The sequence below is a fragment of the Enterobacter cloacae complex sp. IR5384 genome, assembly GCF_049237265.1.
In the GTDB taxonomy this organism is placed as follows: domain Bacteria; phylum Pseudomonadota; class Gammaproteobacteria; order Enterobacterales; family Enterobacteriaceae; genus Enterobacter; species Enterobacter cloacae.
Window position 1 is genome coordinate 55,786 of the sequence record NZ_JBMKHJ010000010.1, and the last position, 16,991, is coordinate 72,776.

At 56.4% G+C, this 16,991-nt stretch carries 17 protein-coding genes; 4 read left to right on the forward strand and 13 right to left on the reverse strand.

The window, feature by feature from the left end; genetic code table 11:
* Positions 1-163: 163 nt before the first annotated feature.
* The gene (gene asd / locus ACOTX3_RS10785) at positions 164-1,267 is read right to left on the reverse strand and encodes an aspartate-semialdehyde dehydrogenase (protein WP_029883894.1); all 1,104 of its coding nucleotides are present in this window, start codon (positions 1,265-1,267) and stop codon (positions 164-166) included.
* Between the two features lie 177 nt (positions 1,268-1,444).
* Between asd and yhgN the strand changes: the two genes are divergently transcribed.
* Both yhgN and ACOTX3_RS10795 read left to right on the forward strand, forming a co-directional pair.
* Positions 1,445-2,038 carry an NAAT family transporter YhgN gene (gene yhgN, locus ACOTX3_RS10790; protein ID WP_003861574.1) on the forward strand — a complete coding sequence of 198 codons (594 nt, stop codon included), beginning with the start codon at positions 1,445-1,447 and terminating at the stop codon, positions 2,036-2,038.
* Between the two features lie 396 nt (positions 2,039-2,434).
* Positions 2,435-2,881 carry a hypothetical protein gene (locus ACOTX3_RS10795; protein ID WP_058678224.1) on the forward strand — a complete coding sequence of 149 codons (447 nt, stop codon included), beginning with the start codon at positions 2,435-2,437 and terminating at the stop codon, positions 2,879-2,881.
* Between the two features lie 154 nt (positions 2,882-3,035).
* Here ACOTX3_RS10795 and gntU read toward each other — a convergent pair whose 3' ends face one another.
* The 5 genes from gntU to ACOTX3_RS10820 all read right to left on the reverse strand — a co-directional run bounded on the left by gntU (position 3,036) and on the right by ACOTX3_RS10820 (position 7,987).
* Positions 3,036-4,376 (reverse strand): gluconate transporter, encoded by a 1,341-nt coding sequence (gene gntU / locus ACOTX3_RS10800; RefSeq protein ID WP_014833577.1) that lies wholly within the window; start codon positions 4,374-4,376, stop codon positions 3,036-3,038.
* 3 nt (positions 4,377-4,379) lie between these two features.
* Positions 4,380-4,907 (reverse strand): gluconokinase, encoded by a 528-nt coding sequence (gntK, locus tag ACOTX3_RS10805; protein ID WP_038420757.1) that lies wholly within the window; start codon positions 4,905-4,907, stop codon positions 4,380-4,382.
* A gap of 126 nt (positions 4,908-5,033) precedes the next feature.
* Positions 5,034-6,029 carry a gluconate operon transcriptional repressor GntR gene (gene gntR, locus ACOTX3_RS10810; protein ID WP_014833579.1) on the reverse strand — a complete coding sequence of 332 codons (996 nt, stop codon included), beginning with the start codon at positions 6,027-6,029 and terminating at the stop codon, positions 5,034-5,036.
* Positions 6,030-6,130: 101 nt separating this feature from the next.
* The gene (locus tag ACOTX3_RS10815; RefSeq protein ID WP_000639796.1) at positions 6,131-6,826 is read right to left on the reverse strand and encodes a pirin family protein; all 696 of its coding nucleotides are present in this window, start codon (positions 6,824-6,826) and stop codon (positions 6,131-6,133) included.
* Positions 6,827-6,949: 123 nt separating this feature from the next.
* On the reverse strand, positions 6,950-7,987 hold the full coding sequence (locus ACOTX3_RS10820; RefSeq protein ID WP_023621444.1) for an oxidoreductase: 1,038 nt from the start codon (positions 7,985-7,987) through the stop codon (positions 6,950-6,952).
* Between the two features lie 310 nt (positions 7,988-8,297).
* Here ACOTX3_RS10820 and yhhY point away from each other — a divergent pair, with 310 nt between their 5' ends.
* Positions 8,298-8,786 (forward strand): N-acetyltransferase, encoded by a 489-nt coding sequence (gene yhhY, locus ACOTX3_RS10825; protein WP_058678226.1) that lies wholly within the window; start codon positions 8,298-8,300, stop codon positions 8,784-8,786.
* A 42-nt stretch (positions 8,787-8,828) separates the two neighbouring features.
* Here yhhY and ggt read toward each other — a convergent pair whose 3' ends face one another.
* Positions 8,829-10,574, reverse strand: coding sequence for a gamma-glutamyltransferase (ggt, locus tag ACOTX3_RS10830; RefSeq protein WP_072205049.1), 1,746 nt, complete (start codon positions 10,572-10,574; stop codon positions 8,829-8,831).
* 122 nt (positions 10,575-10,696) lie between these two features.
* Here ggt and ACOTX3_RS10835 point away from each other — a divergent pair, with 122 nt between their 5' ends.
* A complete protein-coding gene (locus tag ACOTX3_RS10835; protein WP_058678227.1) occupies positions 10,697-11,074 on the forward strand; it encodes a DUF2756 family protein in 378 nt (125 codons plus the stop codon).
* Here ACOTX3_RS10835 and ugpQ read toward each other — a convergent pair.
* From ugpQ to livF, 6 genes are all read right to left on the reverse strand, one after another.
* Complete coding sequence (gene ugpQ / locus ACOTX3_RS10840) at positions 11,058-11,804, reverse strand: glycerophosphodiester phosphodiesterase (RefSeq protein WP_127869089.1); 747 nt, start codon at positions 11,802-11,804, stop codon at positions 11,058-11,060. The two genes, ACOTX3_RS10835 and ugpQ, sit on opposite strands and share 17 nt — an antisense overlap.
* Positions 11,801-12,871: a sn-glycerol-3-phosphate import ATP-binding protein UgpC gene (locus ACOTX3_RS10845; RefSeq protein ID WP_020687753.1), complete on the reverse strand. Its 1,071-nt coding sequence runs from the start codon at positions 12,869-12,871 to the stop codon at positions 11,801-11,803. Before ACOTX3_RS10845 ends, ugpQ begins: the two co-directional genes overlap by 4 nt.
* Before the next feature lies 1 nt (position 12,872).
* The gene (ugpE, locus tag ACOTX3_RS10850; protein ID WP_013099125.1) at positions 12,873-13,718 is read right to left on the reverse strand and encodes a sn-glycerol-3-phosphate ABC transporter permease UgpE; all 846 of its coding nucleotides are present in this window, start codon (positions 13,716-13,718) and stop codon (positions 12,873-12,875) included.
* Positions 13,715-14,602, reverse strand: coding sequence for a sn-glycerol-3-phosphate ABC transporter permease UgpA (ugpA, locus tag ACOTX3_RS10855; protein WP_013099126.1), 888 nt, complete (start codon positions 14,600-14,602; stop codon positions 13,715-13,717). The genes ugpE and ugpA overlap by 4 nt, the downstream gene beginning before the upstream one ends.
* Positions 14,603-14,704: 102 nt before the next feature.
* Positions 14,705-16,021 (reverse strand): sn-glycerol-3-phosphate ABC transporter substrate-binding protein UgpB, encoded by a 1,317-nt coding sequence (ugpB, locus tag ACOTX3_RS10860; protein WP_028028113.1) that lies wholly within the window; start codon positions 16,019-16,021, stop codon positions 14,705-14,707.
* A gap of 256 nt (positions 16,022-16,277) precedes the next feature.
* Positions 16,278-16,991 (reverse strand): high-affinity branched-chain amino acid ABC transporter ATP-binding protein LivF, encoded by a 714-nt coding sequence (livF, locus tag ACOTX3_RS10865; protein ID WP_013099128.1) that lies wholly within the window; start codon positions 16,989-16,991, stop codon positions 16,278-16,280.

The following is a 16,991-nucleotide window of genomic DNA, read 5'->3' on the forward strand; positions in this document are numbered from 1 at the left end:
CTCATCCTCTCTGCTCCGCCCTACCCTCAGGTGAGAAATAAATCTTCCTTAAAGCATAGCCAACGACGAGGTTCCTCCTGATAAAAAATAAGACATCTGCGTTTTACTCCATGTAGTACGCAAAAAAAGGGGGTGAAAATCACCCCCGGTAGTTAACAAATTATTACGCCAGCTGGCGCAGCATGCGGCGCAGCGGCTCTGCGGCACCCCACAGGAGCTGGTCACCCACGGTGAACGCGGAGAGGTACTCTGGCCCCATGTTCAGCTTACGCAGACGGCCAACCGGCGTGGTCAGCGTGCCGGTAACGGCCGCAGGCGTCAGTTCGCGCATGGTGATATCGCGATCGTTTGGCACCACTTTCGCCCACGGGTTGTGTGCGGCGAGCAGCTCTTCCACGGTCGGAATAGACACATCTTTTTTCAGTTTAATGGTGAAGGCCTGGCTGTGGCAGCGCAGCGCGCCGATACGCACGCACAGACCGTCAACCGGAATGGTGTTCGCGGTAGCGAGGATTTTGTTGGTCTCCGCCTGACCCTTCCACTCTTCACGGGTCTGGCCGTTATCCAGCTGTTTGTCGATCCACGGGATCAGGCCACCGGCCAGCGGTACGCCAAAGTTATCGACCGGCAGTTCGCCGCTGCGGGTCAGCTCGGTGACTTTACGCTCGATATCGAGGATCGCGGACGCCGGATTTGCCAGCTCGGTCGCAACGCTCTGGTGCAGCTGGCCCATCTGGGTCAGCAGTTCACGCATGTGACGCGCACCGCCGCCGGATGCGGCCTGGTAGGTCGCCACGGAGACCCACTCAACCAGGTCCTGCGCGAACAGGCCACCGAGGGACATCAGCATCAGGCTGACGGTACAGTTACCGCCGACAAAGGTTTTCACGCCGTTGTTCAGGCCGTCGGTGATCACGCCCTGGTTCACCGGGTCGAGGATGATGATGGCATCGTCTTTCATACGCAGCGAAGAGGCCGCGTCAATCCAGTAGCCCTGCCAGCCGCTTTCACGCAGCTTTGGATAGATTTCGTTGGTATAATCGCCGCCCTGGCAGGTCACAATAATGTCGAGTGCCTTCAGCGCTTCCAGATCGTAAGCATCCTGCAACGTCCCTGTGGTACCACCAAAGGACGGTGCAGCCTGGCCGAGCTGGGAAGTGGAGAAGAAGACCGGGCGGATAGCGTCGAAATCGCGCTCTTCAACCATGCGTTGCATGAGTACAGAGCCGACCATACCGCGCCAGCCGATAAAACCAACGTTTTTCATAGCATTTGTTTCCTGCAGAGGGTGTGTGCTGTTTGTGCAAGCCAGTATTGAACTGGGATATGCTTCACATTACAAAATGCTGCCAAAGTCGCAAGCGAAATTAATCGATGATTGCCCGGCAATCAGAAAAAGAGCTAATCATCCTAATAACCATAGAGAAATTCAGGGCTAATTTACATGAGTGAAATCATTTCTGCGGCGGTTTTATTGATCCTGATAATGGATCCACTGGGAAACCTGCCGATTTTCATGTCGGTGCTGAAGCACACCGAACCCAAGCGCCGCCGGGCGATCATGATCCGCGAGCTGCTCATCGCCCTGCTGGTGATGTTTATCTTCCTGTTTGCCGGCGAAAAAATTCTCGCCTTCCTGAATCTGCGTGCCGAAACGGTTTCCATTTCCGGCGGAATTATTCTGTTCCTGATTGCCATTAAGATGATTTTCCCGAGCGCGGAAGGCAGCAGCAGCGGACTGCCTGCGGGTGAAGAGCCGTTTATCGTACCGCTGGCGATCCCGCTGGTCGCCGGGCCGACCATTCTGGCCACATTGATGCTACTGTCGCATCAGTATCCCAACCAGATGAGCCATCTGGTGATTGCTTTGCTGATTGCCTGGGGCGGAACGTTCATCATTCTGCTGCAATCGTCGCTGTTCCTGCGCCTGCTGGGCGAAAAAGGGGTCAATGCGCTGGAACGTTTGATGGGGCTGATTCTGGTGATGATGGCGACGCAGATGTTCCTGGACGGGATACGGGCGTGGATGAAGGGCTAGGTAAAAGCAAAACGGCAATCCTTGATTGCCGTTTTTAGTGTTTGCTCCCTCTCCCCGTGGGAGAGGGCCGGGGTGAGGGCATCAGGCCGCACTCCTCAAAAATAATATTTCGTTTTGCGAGCCGCCTTCCAGAGCCTCACTTGTCACCCCATCCCCAACGCAGTATCTTCTTGCCGCGCCTGCAAAATCAGGCGTCAGGGTTGGTCCTCTGTTATCCTCATCCGTGATAAAATTTCTTTATCGCGTAGTCAGTTACACCTTAATGGTGGGCTGGACGGTGGCGCCGCAAGGCGCGCCGGTAGCTGATGAGGCCGGTAGGACCAACTCCGTTCAGTCCGCCACCAGTGAGGTTGGTCCCTCCTGTGGCGGTCCATTTTACGCATCAGAGGCGGTCTTATGACTACTACCCTTAGCTTTTCTCACTCCTTATTCACCACACCGTTCGATCACACCACCGACTTCACCGAGCTGGCAGACAACTGCGCGCGGTTTGTCGACGTGCTGGTTGAATGTGACGATCCAACCCAGAAGATGGCGCTGTGTGGACGACTTTCCGCCTGCCTCACCCTGCTTCAGCCCACGCTGCTTGAACCTGTACCAGAATATTTAAAAGCCAGCCTGACGGTGGATGACCTGCCGTTGGACGTGCCGGTCTTCAAGCCGGAAGTGGATCAACTGGGGCGATACTGCCAGCTATTAACGCAAATGCTGTTAGCGCATTCGCTGTCAGAAAGCGATGAGAGAGTGGCGGGAGATCTGTTGCAGGAGTTGGTGCGATTTTACAGCGATACGCTAAAAGCGCCGCGCTGGCTGCGCACAACGGAAGGCACAGTGCTGCTGTAAAAAAGCCGGGTGGCGATTGCGCTTACCCGGCCTACGGGAACTGAGTTTTTTTGTAGGTCGGGTAAGGCGAAGCCGCCACCCGACAAAATAAGATCTCTGCGGCCTGATGCCCTCACCCCAACCCTCTCCCACAGGGAGAGGGAGAAAACCGGGGTTAGCTCAGCAGCGTAAACGCAATCATCCCGACAATCGCACCCGTGGTGCCGAGGATAGTTTCCATCAGCGTCCAGGTTTTCAGGGTTTGCGCTTCGGTCGCACCGGTAAATTTACCGAACAGCCAGAAGCCCGCATCGTTCACGTGCGACACCACAATCGAACCACCCGCGATACAGATAGACAGCGCCGCCATCTGCGCACCGGAATAGTTCAGCTGTTCAATCACCGGCATCACCAGGCCAACAGCCGTTAAACAGGCAACGGTCGCGGAGCCCTGAATGATACGCACCGCCGCCGCCAGCACAAAGCAGGTGACCGCGATGGGCAGTCCCATTCCGGTCAGCGCTTCACCCAGCGCCGGACCGACGCCTGAATCCACCAGCACCTGCTTGAACACGCCACCCGCACCGATCACCAGCAGGATAATGCCCGCTGGCTGCAGCGCAGCACCGCAGATTTCCATCACGCGGTCTTTCGGCATCCCCTGACGCATCGCCAGGCCATAAATCGCCACCAGACACGCCACCAGAATTGCCGTGAACGGGTGACCGATAAATTCGAACCATTCGTACGCGGTAGATCCCACCGGTACAAAGCGCGCGGCAATGGTTTTCAGACCCACCAGCACCAGCGGCAGCAGGATCAGAGACAGGCTGAAGCCGAAGGACGGCATTTTACCTTCGCCCAGGTGCGGCTCGGTAATATCATCAGGAATATGCAGTTCAACGTAGCGGCTGATGAAATTGCCCCACAGCGGACCGGCGATAATCATTCCCGGGATTGCCGCGCACAGGCCAATCAGGATCATCCAGCCAAAGTCAGCGTGCATCTGGGAAGCCAGCAGCATCGGTGCAGGCCCCGGCAGCAGAAACGCCGCAGCTGCCGCCACGCCCGCAAACAGCGGAATAACCAGCTTCACAAGGTTAGTACCAGTATGGCGCGCCATGGAGAACGCCACGCTAATCAGCAGCACCACGGCCACTTCAAAGAACAACGGCAGCGCGCAGATCAGACCGGCCAGACCAATCGCATAGTGTGCACGACTGTGACCAAACGATTTCAGCATCTTGACGGCAATCTGGTCGACCGCGCCCGTCTCATGCAGGATCTTGCCAAACATCGCGCCCAGCGCGACCACAATAGCCAGGAAGCCCAGTGTGCCCCCCATCCCTTTTTCCATCGTCGCAGCGATCTTATCGAGCGGCATACCGGAAAAGAGACCTGCACCAATAGAAACCACCATCAAAGCAACAAAAGCATGCATACGCGCTTTCATCACTAAAAACAGCAGCAGCAATACCGAACCCACTGCTGTCAAAACTAGCGTTAATGTACTCAAAACTTACTGCCTTTTATTAATGACCTCGATGGTGCTGGCAACAACACCCTCCAGTGACTGATCGATATCAACCACTAAGACGTCTTTTTCATCTTCACCTGGCTCCTGCAGCGCTTCGAACTGTGTGACCAGCATCTGGGTTTTGAAGAAGTGGCCTTTGCGCGCCTTGAGACGGCTTTCGATGACGTCGAAATCGCCTTTCAGGTAGATGAAAGAGAGGTTCGGGTTGCCGTCACGCAGCAGATCGCGGTAGGTTTTTTTCAGCGCAGAGCAGACGATCAGGGAAACTTTATTGGTGCGCTGCATGGCAAACGCGGCATCGTTCAGCGCCTGTAACCACGGTTTACGGTCGTCGTCGTTCAGCGGCTCGCCGGAGGCCATCTTCATGATGTTGCTGCGCGGATGGAGGAAGTCGCCATCAAGAAACGCCGCATTAAGTTGATGCGCCACTTCGCTTGCCACGGCAGATTTACCGCTACCGGAAACGCCCATCAGGACGTAAACGTGGTGATCATGATTAGTCGTGCTCAAAGGGTGTCCCTCAGTCAATTGTTACGGGTAACAGTTATCGGTAACATTGTCCTGCCGGGGCAAAAGAGAAGCAATATCCAAACGTGCGCGATGTGAATAAGTGTGAGCTACTTCAAATTTGTCGGATTAAATAGATCCACCCGGTGACAAGGTGAAACCTAAATCTAACATTTTTGGCGTAACCGCTTCACCGCGAATGCGCGCCAGCAGGCGTTCTGCGCCAATGCGGCCCATGCGTTCACGCGGTGTCAGGACGCTCGCCAGACGCGGCTCCATCACCTGGCCGATGTCATGACCGTGGAAACCGGCTATCGCCATATCATCGGGGATCTTCAGCCCCAGACGCTGACATTCGAACGCTGCACCGACCGCAAGGTCATCGTTGGTACAGAAAATACCGTCCAGTTGTGGATACTCGCGCCGTGCCTGCCGCATCAGCTCAATACCCGACGTATAGGAAGAGGACTGCTCCACCATCACGCTGTACGGGGTTAAATTTGCGTCAAGCATCGCCTGCTCGTATCCCTTCTGTTTGATGATAGTACGTTCATCAAGACGCGCACCCAGGTAGGCGATATGACGATGACCACGCGCGATGATCGCCGCCGTCATCTGCCGCGCCGCTTCGAAGTTGTCAAAACCCACAGCAATATCAAGGCACGGCGACTGGCTGTCCATCAGTTCCACCACCGGGATCCCGGCCACTTCAATCATCTTCAGCGTACGGGGGGTGTGAGTACGTTCAGTTAAAATCAGGCCATCGATGTTCCAGGAAAGCATCGATTCAAGACGTTCTTCTTCCAGTTCCGGTTTGTAGCCGTAGTGTGCCAGCATGGTCTGGTAACCAAACGCATCCGTGACGCTTTCAATACCGCGCAACACTTCGGCAAAGACCTGGTTAGTTAAAGAAGGCAGGAGGACGCCCACCGCACGACTGGTGGCATTGGAGAGAATATCGGGTGCGCGGTTAGGGATATAACCCAGTTCATCGAGAGCAGCGGCAATCTTGCCACGCAACGCTACGGAAACCTGTTCCGGGTTACGTAAAAAACGGCTGACCGTCATTTTGGTCACACCAACACGATCGGCGACATCCTGAAGTACGGGGCGTTTCTTTTTCATCGTCCTGAGAAATCTTGAAGAGAGAGATTTGCTCAGTTTATCACGGACAAAGCCCATCCTTCCCCTGTCAAAGGGAAGGATGGGCATTTATTTATGATTTATTACACCGGTGGCAGATCAAACAGCAGAATTTCACTTTCGCTGTCGGCATGCACGGAGAGCGCTTGCTCATCCCAGATGGCCAGACCATCTGCCGTTGTCGCTTTGGTGCCGTTGATGGACACTTCACCTTTCACCACCTGGATCCAGACGCGGCGGTTCGCGGCGATCTGGTGTACAGACTGTTCGTCTTTCGCCAGCGCCCAGCGGTACAGTTCCATATCCTGATGCACTTTTAGCGAACCTTCACGCGCATCCGGGGAGAGCACCAGCTGTTTGCCCTGTTTGGCGTCGAAGCGGCGCTGCTCGTAGCGCGGCGTGATGCCGGTTTCTTCTGGAATGATCCAGATTTGATACAGGTGCAGTTTTTCCGTTTTGCTCGGGTTGTACTCCGAGTGACGAACACCGGTACCCGCACTCATGATCTGGAACTCGCCCGCCGGAACCTGCTCCTTGTTGCCCATGCTGTCCTGGTGCTCAACCGCCCCTTCAAGCACATAGGTCAGGATTTCCATGTCTTTATGCGGGTGGGTACCGAAGCCCTGGCCTGCATCAATCACGTCATCGTTAATCACGCGCAGTGCGGAGAAGCCCATGAAGTTCGGGTCGTAGTAGTCGGCAAACGAGAATGAATGCCATGAGTCCAGCCAGCCATGATTCGCGTGACCACGTTCGTTTGCTTTGCGTAAGTAGATCATTGTTTTCACCCTCAGTTCGTTTCGATGGAGTAAGTGTGGACGCAAACCGCCTGGGATCATAGAGGGTGAAAATTGACTCCTCTGTTCAAAAATTATGAACAAGTGCAGAGGAGCCATTTTTGCTTATTTCGCAAGGGTTACCGTGGCAGGAGAAGCCTGTTCGAAGGCCCGTTCGAGGATTTCGAGGTTGGTCAGAACGTCAGATTCCTTGACGTAATTCGCCACGCCGCGGGTCAGGGTTGCATGCAGCGCGTCGTAGACGCGACCATAGTCGCCGGTTTCAGGCGTCAGCTCTTCTCTGACCGTCACACCTTCTGCGTTTACATACTCCAGTACGCCAACCGAATCATCCGCCGCAAAGCCCGGTTCACCCGGCATGATATTGGCCTTCAGGCTGGTCTCCTGCTGATCGATACCGTACTTGATAAACGAACCTTTCGTGCCGTGAACGATAAATTTCGGGTAGTCGATTTTCACCAGATGGCTGGTTTTAACGATGGCTTTCAGGTCGCCGTAGAACAGCTGCGCTTCAAAAGTATCGTCCGGGTTGGCTTTATTACGCAGGCTGCGAATGTCATACGCCACGTGGTCCGGGCGGCCAAACAGGGAGATAATTTGGTCCATGGTATGGACGCCAAGACCATAGAAGGAACCGTCCTGCGGCAGGCCGGGTTTGGTCTCCGCCACCGGGCGGTAATAGTCAAAATGGCTTTCCATTTCGACGATGTCGCCAAGCTTGCCGCTCTCAATCGCCTTTTTCGCCGTCAGGAAGCAGCTGTCGAAGCGACGGTTCTGATACGGAGTGACGGTCAGCCCTTTGCTTTTCGCCAGTGCGAAGAGTGTTTTCGCTTCAGCGATGGTCGGGGTGAAGGGTTTTTCTACCAGCACGTTTTTACCCGCCTCGAGCGCGCGTTTCGCATAGTCGAAATGGCTGTCGGCATGGGTACAGACGATGACCAGTTTAACCTGCGGGTCGCCCAGGACTTCATTGAGATCGCTGGTGAAATGAATATGGGAATACTGCGGAGACTGCTCTTCCGGCTTCGCGCTGCGGCGGTAGATATGCGCCACATGCCAGCTGTCTTTACGGTTGAGAACATACGGAAGGTGATAGCGGGTCGTACTTTTACCAAATCCAATAAATGCGCAATGTAAGGTCATAGCTCAGTCCTTTTGGAAGGTTACTGGGTTTTACCATAGCGCATGTTTTGCCCTCACCCCAGCACTCTCCCACGGGGAGAGGGCGAAAAAGGGCAAAAAAAAAGCCAGCTAAAAGCTGGCTAAAGTAATACTGGAAGCAATGTGAGCAATGTCGTGCTTTCAGGTTCCCGTAGTGGTCTTCCTGAATGCAGAGCAATAATAATCATTCTCATTCGCACTTGTCCAATACTTTTTGCAAAAAATAGCGGTTGACTCAAATTTCAAAGTCACTGATGTTGGAAAGGATGTTTAACTGACTGAGGAATAAGGAATGAGTGAGATAGTGATACGCCATGCGGAACCGAAAGATGCCGAAGCCTTACGCCAGAACTACATGCATCCAGGGGTGTATCACGACACGCTACAGCTACCTCATCCTTCCCTTGAGTACTGGCAAGAACGTCTTATTGTAAAACCCGGGCAAAGACGGCTGGTCGCCTGCATTGATGAGCAAATCGTTGGCGATCTGATGCTTCAGGTGGAAGCCAGCCCTCGACGCAGCCATGTGGCCACGTTCGGTATCAGCGTTGCGGCGCACGCTCAAGGGCGCGGCGTCGGGAGCGCGCTCATGCGCGAGATGATCAACCTGTGCGATAACTGGCTGCGTATCGAACGTATCGAGTTAACGGTTTTTGCCGATAACCCTTCCGCACTGGCGCTGTACCGGAAGTTTGGCTTTGAAATCGAAGGCACCGGCAGAAAATTTGCCCTGCGCAACGGCGAGTATGTGGATGCGTATTATATGGCGCGAATGAAGTAGTTAGTTGCCCTCTCCCACCGGGAGAGGGAATTACACAACAGATTAATACCCCGCCGTTAAATCATCCACCGACCGCGGGTCTGACGCACCAAACAGCGCCCCGTCCGGCCCCACCATAATGCTCTGGGTGCTGCCCATCGCCTCTTTCACCGCTACCTTCTGTCCGCGCTGCTCCAGCAGTTTGAGGGTGTCCGGGCTAAAGCCCTTCTCGACGCGCAGTTCATCCGGCAGCCACTGGTGATGGAAGCGTGGGGCGTTGGTCGCCTCCGCCACGTTCATACCAAAGTCGATACTGTTCACCACAATCTGCAGCACGGTGGTGATAATTCGGCTGCCGCCCGGGCTGCCGGTTACCAGCCAGGTTTTGCCGTCTTTCACCACAATGGTTGGTGACATCGACGACAGCGGACGTTTCTTCGGCCCCACCGCGTTGGCATCCCCACCGACCAACCCGTAGACGTTCGGTACGCCCGGTTTGGCAGAGAAGTCATCCATCTCGTTGTTCAGCAGAATGCCACTATTGCCAGCCACAATCCCGGTTCCAAAGGTGGTATTGAGCGTATAGGTAACCGCCACCGCGTTACCGTCTTTATCCACCACCGAGAAGTGGGTGGTCTGGTTACTTTCATACGGTGCCAGCTTGCCGGGGCGGATTTCGCTCGACGGCTTAGCCTTATTGATGTCGATCTGATCGGCAATGGATTTGGCATACGCTTTGTTGGTCAGCGCCTGCCACGGCACCTTCACAAAGTCCGGGTCGCCAAGGTATTCCGAGCGATCGGCATAGGCGCGTTTTTCCGCCTCGGCCATCACCTGCATGGCATCGGCACTGCCGAAGCCAAACTTGTGCATATCGAAGTTTTCCAGAATATTGAGGATCTGCACGATGTGGATCCCGCCAGAGGACGGCGGCGGCATGGAGAAGACCTCATAGCCACGGTAGGTGCCGCTAATTGGCTCGCGCTCCACCGCCTTATACTCCGCCAGATCCGCTTTGGTGATGAGCCCGCCGTTCTTTTGCATCTCTTCGGCAATCTGGTCGGCAATCGCCCCTTTGTAGAAGGCGTCCGGGCCATGCTCCGCAATCAGCTCCAGGCTTTTGGCAAGGTTCTTCTGTACCAGCTTATCGCCCTTCTTCAGCGGCTCTCCGTCTTTCCAGAAGATCGCCTTGCTGTTTTCATGGTTCGGAATGACTTCGCTGCCGTAGGTTTTAAGGTCATCGGCCAGGGCGTCGTTCACCACAAAGCCGTCGCGCGCCAGCTTAATGGCAGGCTGGACCACTTTGTTCAGCGGCATCGTGCCGTATTTTTCCAGCGCCAGCGAGAAGCCTGCGACGGTGCCCGGCGTACCGGACGCAAGGTGCGAGGTCAGCGATTTTTTACTGTCCGGATTGCCCTGATCGTCAAGGAACATATCGCGGGAGGCCTGAGCTGGCGCCATTTCGCGGAAGTCGATAGCCGTCGTCTTCCCGTCTTTGGTGCGCAGCATCATAAAGCCGCCGCCGCCCAGATTCCCCGCCTGCGGGTGTGTTACCGCCAGCGCATAGCCGACCGCCACCGCGGCATCCACCGCATTACCGCCCTGTTTGAGAATATCGACGCCCACTTTCGTTGCCAGCGCATCCACCGAAGCCACCATCCCGTGCGTGGCCCGCACGGGATGAAACACATCTTCCTCCACCCCATAAGAGACCGGAGGAGCCGCAGGCGGGTTAGCCGCCACGCTAAATGTACCGCCTGCCATCAGCGCAGCGATGGCGACCCAGCGCAAAAGGGTTGGTTTCATCATTATTGTTCTCCAGGTGAAGGGAGCCATATTCCCCGCTTAAGCCTGGTTCACAACTCCTAAAAAATCATCGTCATGGTGAATTCGGGGTAAACTTAAGAGAAACCTCAAAGAAGGAGAAGATCATGAAACGCTTCCTGATCCTTACGGCGTTGCTCCCGTTTGCCGCACTTGCACAGCCACTCAATACGATGAATAACCCTAACCAGCCGGGCTATGTCATTCCGAGCCAGCAGCGTATGCAGACGGAGATGATGAGTCAGCAGCAACAGCAAAAAGGGATGCTGAACCAGCAGTTGAACACGCAGACCCGAATGCAGCAGCAGAGCCTGCAAAATCAGATGAACACTAACACCCAGCGCGTGCAGCAGGGACAAATGCGCGAGCAACCGCTGCCGAATAAAAACGGCGGGATGCTGGGAGAGATGAGTTCGTCAGGCAGCGGACAGCAGCATATGCTGCCGTCGCAGTCGAATGGCAGTATGCTTAATCCGCAGAACTAAAGTCCGGGCCGATCAGGTCAATCGCATCGGTACAGATGCTGTCCACACCCCAGCGCAGCAGCTCAGCCGCACGCTGGGGTTTGTTGACGGTATACACCAGAATATGCAGCCCTGCCGTTTTCAGCATCTTAACCCTCGCCTCATCCAGCAGCTTATGATTGAGATGGATCGACACGCACGCTAAGCGGGTGGTCAGCTCACGCCAGTCCTCGCGCCACTCGTCCAGCAGCAGCCCGCGCGGCAGCTCCGGTACCGCAGCCTGTGCCGCTTCAAGGGCATCAATCTCAAATGACGACAGCAGCGGTGGCGTCATGCCTTCCCACAGCTCGCGCGCGGCCAGCGCAATCACGTTGCCCGTGAGCGGCCCGGTACCGTTCGTCGGTTTGATTTCGATGTTGGCCATCATCCCGTGTTGACGACAACGGTCGGCCACTTCCGCCAGCAGCGGCAACGGTTCGCCTTTGTACTCGCCGCTGAACCAGCTTCCGGCATCCACCTTCAGCAGATCGCGCCACGGCAGTTCCCCCGCCACGCCCCAGCCGTTGCTGGTGCGTTCGAGATTGTCATCATGCAGCAGGAAAATTTCGCCGTCTTTCGACAGCTTGGCGTCGAACTCAATCATCGTGTGGCCGTAGCGTGCGCCAACATCAATTGCCGCCAGGGTATTTTCCGGCGCCAGTTTACCGCCGCCACGGTGGGCGACGATGTGGGGATAAGGCCAGTTGCTCATACTCGTTGTCCTGTTTCACCGTCAAATAAGTGCAGGTGATTTTCCGGCAGGTGCAGCCACAGCGTGCTGCCTGCTTTCGGGCGTTCCTGATGCGGCAGACGCACCACCATTTTTTGCTCGCCCCAGCGTCCATGCGCCAGGTTATCTGCACCCAACATCTCCAGCGTGTCCATCACCAGCGGCACGCCACCGTCCGCCTGAGAGGTTAAACCAATATGCTCCGGGCGAATACCGAGCGTCATCTTACGCCCGGCGTAGCCACGATAGTACCAGTTGATGGGCAATGCCATCCCGCTTTCCAGCTCAAAGTGGGTGCCCGCGCTGCTGATCCGCCCTTCCAGCAGGTTCATTGCCGGGCTGCCGATAAAGCTCGCCACAAAACGGCTGGCCGGTTTTTCGTACACCTCCACCGGCGTGCCAATCTGTTCGGCAACGCCTTTGTTCATCACCATCACCCGCTGGGCAAGGGTCATGGCTTCGACCTGATCGTGCGTCACGTACAGGGAGGTGGTTTTAAGACGGCGATGCAGTTGCTGCAGCTCCAGACGCATCTGCACGCGCAGCTTGGCGTCGAGGTTAGAAAGCGGTTCATCGAACAGGAACACCGCCGGATCGCGCACGATGGCGCGCCCCATCGCCACGCGCTGGCGCTGGCCGCCGGAGAGCTCGCGCGGACGGCGCTTAAGCAGGCCATCCAGCTCCAGAATGCGCGCCGCCTCTTTCACCCGCTCCTCGATATGCCCCTTGCCCATGCCGCGGATTTTCAGCCCCCAGGCCATATTCTCTTCCACGCTCATGTGCGGATAGAGGGCGTAGTTCTGGAACACCATCGCGATGCCGCGATCTTTGGGCTCCATCTCGGTCACGCGCTGGCGGTCAATCCAGATATCGCCGGAGGAGACGCGCTCAAGCCCGGCCACCATGCGCAGCAGCGTGGATTTGCCGCAACCGGACGGGCCGACCATCACGATGAACTCCCCGTCCGCCACGTCGAGGGTGAGCGGCTGAATCACCTGGGTTTTGCCATCCCAGCTTTTGGTCACTGCCTGAAGTTTTAAACCTGCCATCTTATTTCTCACTGTCCACTAAACCACGCACAAACGCACGCTGCATGGCTAAAACGATAACGACCGGGGGGATAAGGGTGAGCAGCATCGCCGCCATCACCTGGTTCCAGAGGGTGGTGCCTTCGCCGGTGGCGATCATGCCCTTGATGCCCGCCACGGCGGTGCCGAGGTTGACGTCCTGAATAATCAGCAGCGGCCACAGGTACTGGTTCCAGCCGTAGATAAAGGTGATCACAAACAGCGCCGCGAGGTTGGTTTTCGACAGCGGCAGCACGATGTCGCGGAAAAAGCGCATCGGTGAGGCGCCGTCAATGCGCGCGGCTTCAATCAGCTCGTCCGGCAGCGTCATAAAGAACTGGCGGAACAGGAAGGTGGCGGTCGCAGATGCCATCAGCGGCAGGGTTAAGCCCGCGTAGCTGTCGAGCATCTTCAGGTTGGCGATCACTTCCACCGTCGGGAAGATACGCACCTCCACCGGCAGCATCAGGGTGATAAAAATCATCCAGAAGAAGAGGTTACGCAGCGGAAAGCGGAACCAGACGATGGCGAAGGCCGAGAGCATCGACACCGTGATTTTGCCCACCGTAATGCCGAACGCCATGATGAAGCTGTTGAGCATCATCAGCCAGAATGGCGCGCTGTTGGCCCCCACGCCCTGGGTCCAGATGGTTTTCATGTTCTCAAAAAGATGCGTGCCTGGGATCAGCGTCATCGGCGTGTCGAACACCGCTTTGGTGTCCAGCGTGGCGGCGACAAACGCCACGTACAGCGGAAAGAGGATGACGATAATCCCCAGAATCAGCATGGTATGGCTGAAAATCGTCAGCCCGCGACGGTTCTCAATCATTGGTAGCGCACCTTACTTTCGACATAGCGGAACTGCACCACCGTGAGGATGATGACGAGGAACATCAGCACGACGGACTGCGCGGCGGAGGCCGAGAGATCCAGCCCGGCAAAACCTTCGCGGTAGATTTTATAAATCAGCGTCGTCGTGGCCTGCACCGGGCCACCGGCGGTGGCCGCGTCGATGACCGGGAAGGTGTCGAAAAAGGCATACACCAGGTTCACCACCAGCAGGAAGAAACTCACCGGGGCAATCAGCGGCAGCGACAGCCTGAAGAAGCGGCGGATCGGGCCTGCGCCGTCAATGGCGGCGGCTTCCACCAGCGAACGCGGAATGGACTGTAGCGCGGCAAAGAAGAACAGGAAGTTGTAACTGATTTGCTTCCACACCGAGGCGAACACCACCAGGAACATCGCCTGGCCGCTGTTCTGGGCGTGGTTCCAGTCGTATCCGAATTCCGCCAGAAAATGGGTAATTAACCCGCGTCCGGGGTTAAACAGGAAGATCCACAGCACGGCGGCGACCGCTGGTGCTACGGCGTAGGGCAGCAGCATCAGGGTCTGATACAGACGGCTGCCACGCACCACGTAATCCACCAGCGCGGCGAAGAACAGCGAGGCAACAAGGCCGCTCACGGTGACCAGCGCGCTGAATTTGATCGTCGTCCAGAAAGAATCCAGGTAGTAGCTGTCGTGGAACAGCGCGGTGAAGTTGTCCAGGCCAACAAACTGGCTGGAAAGCCCAAACGGATCAACGCTTTGCACCGAGTACCAGAGCGCTTCGCCCGCAGGCCAGATAAAGAAGATAACGGTGATGACCAGCTGAGGCGCGACCAGCAGATACGGCAGCCAGCGGGAACGAAACACCGGACGGGATGATGACATTGAGATTTGGTTCCTGAACAGTGCCGGGTGGCGGCTACGCCTTACCCGGCCTACATATGGCACGTCGTAGGCCCGGTAAGCGCAGCGCCACCGGGCATTTTTTTACGATTTGGTGGACTGCTCAAAGCGGCGCAGCAGCTGATTCCCGCGCTCTACCGCTGAATCCAGCGCCTGCTGTGGCGTTTTCTTGCCGGTCCAGACGCTTTCCAGTTCTTCGTCGACAATGGTGCGGATCTGCGGCATGTTGCCCAGACGCAGGCCTTTGGTGAACGGCAACGGCGGCTTGTTCAGCATCTGACGCGTCGCGATATCCGCACCCGGATTCTTGCTGTAGAAGCCCTGCTCGCGGGTCAGGTCATAGGCAGCTTTGGTGATCGGCAGGTAGCCGGTTTTCTGGTGCCATTCGGCCGCGTTTTCAGGTTTCGCCAGGAAGTCGAGGAACTCGGCCACTCCTTTGTAGGTGCCGGCGTCTTTACCCTGCATCACCCACAGGCTTGCTCCGCCGATGATGGCGTTCTGCGGCGCGCCTTTAACGTCTGCGTCGTACGGCATCATGCCCACGCCGTAGTTGAATTTGGCATAGTGACGGATATCCGCCAGCGAGCCGGACGAGGCGGTGGTAATGGCGCAGTCACCGTTGTAGAACTTCTCGGTGGATTCGTCTTTACGTCCGAAGTAGCTGAAATCACCCTTCTTGTTCAACTCTTCCAGCAGCGCGATGTGCTTCACCTGCTCTGGCTTGTTGAACTCCAGTACCGCGTCGGTGCCATCGAAACCGTTGTTTTTGGTGGCCACCGGCAGGCCGTGCCAGGCGCTGAAGTTTTCAATCTGGATCCAGCCCTGCCAGCCGCTGGCGTAGCCGCACTTCATCCCCGCCGCTTTCAGCTTCGCGGTGTACTCCGCCAGATCCTGCCAGGTTTTTGGCGGCTGCTCCGGGTCTAAACCGGCTTTCTTAAAGGCGTCTTTGTTGTAGTACAGCACCGGCGTCGAGCTGTTAAACGGCTGAGACAGCAGATGGCCGGTTTTAGAATCGGTGTAGTAACCCGCTACGGTCGGCACAAACTGGGATTCGTCGAAGTTGATCCCCGCCTCTTTGAACACTTCGTAGACCGGTTTGATGGCTTTGGAGGCCATCATGGTCGCGGTGCCTACTTCGTACACCTGCAAAATGGCAGGCGCATTACCGGTACGGAAGGCGGCAATGCCCGCGCTCAGGCTCTGCTCGTAGTTACCTTTGTACACCGGCACAATTTTGTAATCCGGATGGGTGTCGTTGAAACGCTGCGCCAGGGAGTCAACCTCTTTACCCAACTCCCCTTCCATGGAATGCCAGAACGGAATGGTCGTCACAGCCATTGCGTTCGTCGCAAAAGCCAGACCCAGTGCCAGACCCAAAGCTGTGTGTCGTAACGATGTCATTGTCATCTCTCTTATTGTGCCGGATGCGCGATATCACGCGTTTTATGCTCGCGAGGTAACATGACATGCTCGAATGACAGAAAAATAACTGTTTGTTTACAGATAAGTGACAACAAAAGGTCAGCGGGATGATGGTTGTGTGAAGGGGTTTGGGGTGTGGTTGGGTGCGGTATGGTGCCCTCACCCCGGCCCTCTCCCACGGGGGAGAGGGAGAAAACACTAAAAATGGCAACGTGCGTTGCCATTTTGCTTTTACCTATCCGCCTAAATACGCACTCCGCACCGCTTCATTGGCCAGCAGCGCATCGCCGGTATCCTCAAGCACCACGTGGCCGTTCTCCAGCACGTAACCGCGATCGGCGAGCTTCAGCGCCTGGTTGGCGTTCTGCTCGACGAGGAAGATGGTCATCCCCTCTTTACGCAGCTGTTCAATGGTGTCGAAGATCTGCTGAATGATAATTGGCGCAAGACCCAGCGACGGTTCATCCAGCAGCAGCAGGCGCGGCTGGCTCATCAGGGCGCGGCCGATCGCCAGCATCTGCTGCTCACCGCCGGACATGGTCCCCGCACGCTGAATACGACGCTCCCACAGGCGCGGGAAGAGTTCGTACACCCACTTGATACGGGACTGATACTGGTCGCGGTCAGCGAAGAAGCCGCCCATCGCCAGGTTCTCTTCCACCGTCATGCGCGAGAAGACGCGACGCCCTTCAGGGACTATCGCCACCGCTTCACGCATGATTCTGGCGGTCTGCCAGTCGGTGATGTCTTTGCCATCAAACACAATCCGACCGCTGGTGGCGCGCGGGTCGCCGCACAGGGTACCAAGCAGCGTGGTTTTGCCCGCGCCGTTAGCCCCAATCAGGGTGACGATTTCGCCCTGATTGATATGCAGGCTGACGTCGTGCAGCGCTTGGATCTTGCCGTAGTGGGCACTTACCTTGTCAAACGTTAACATCGCTTTTTCCAT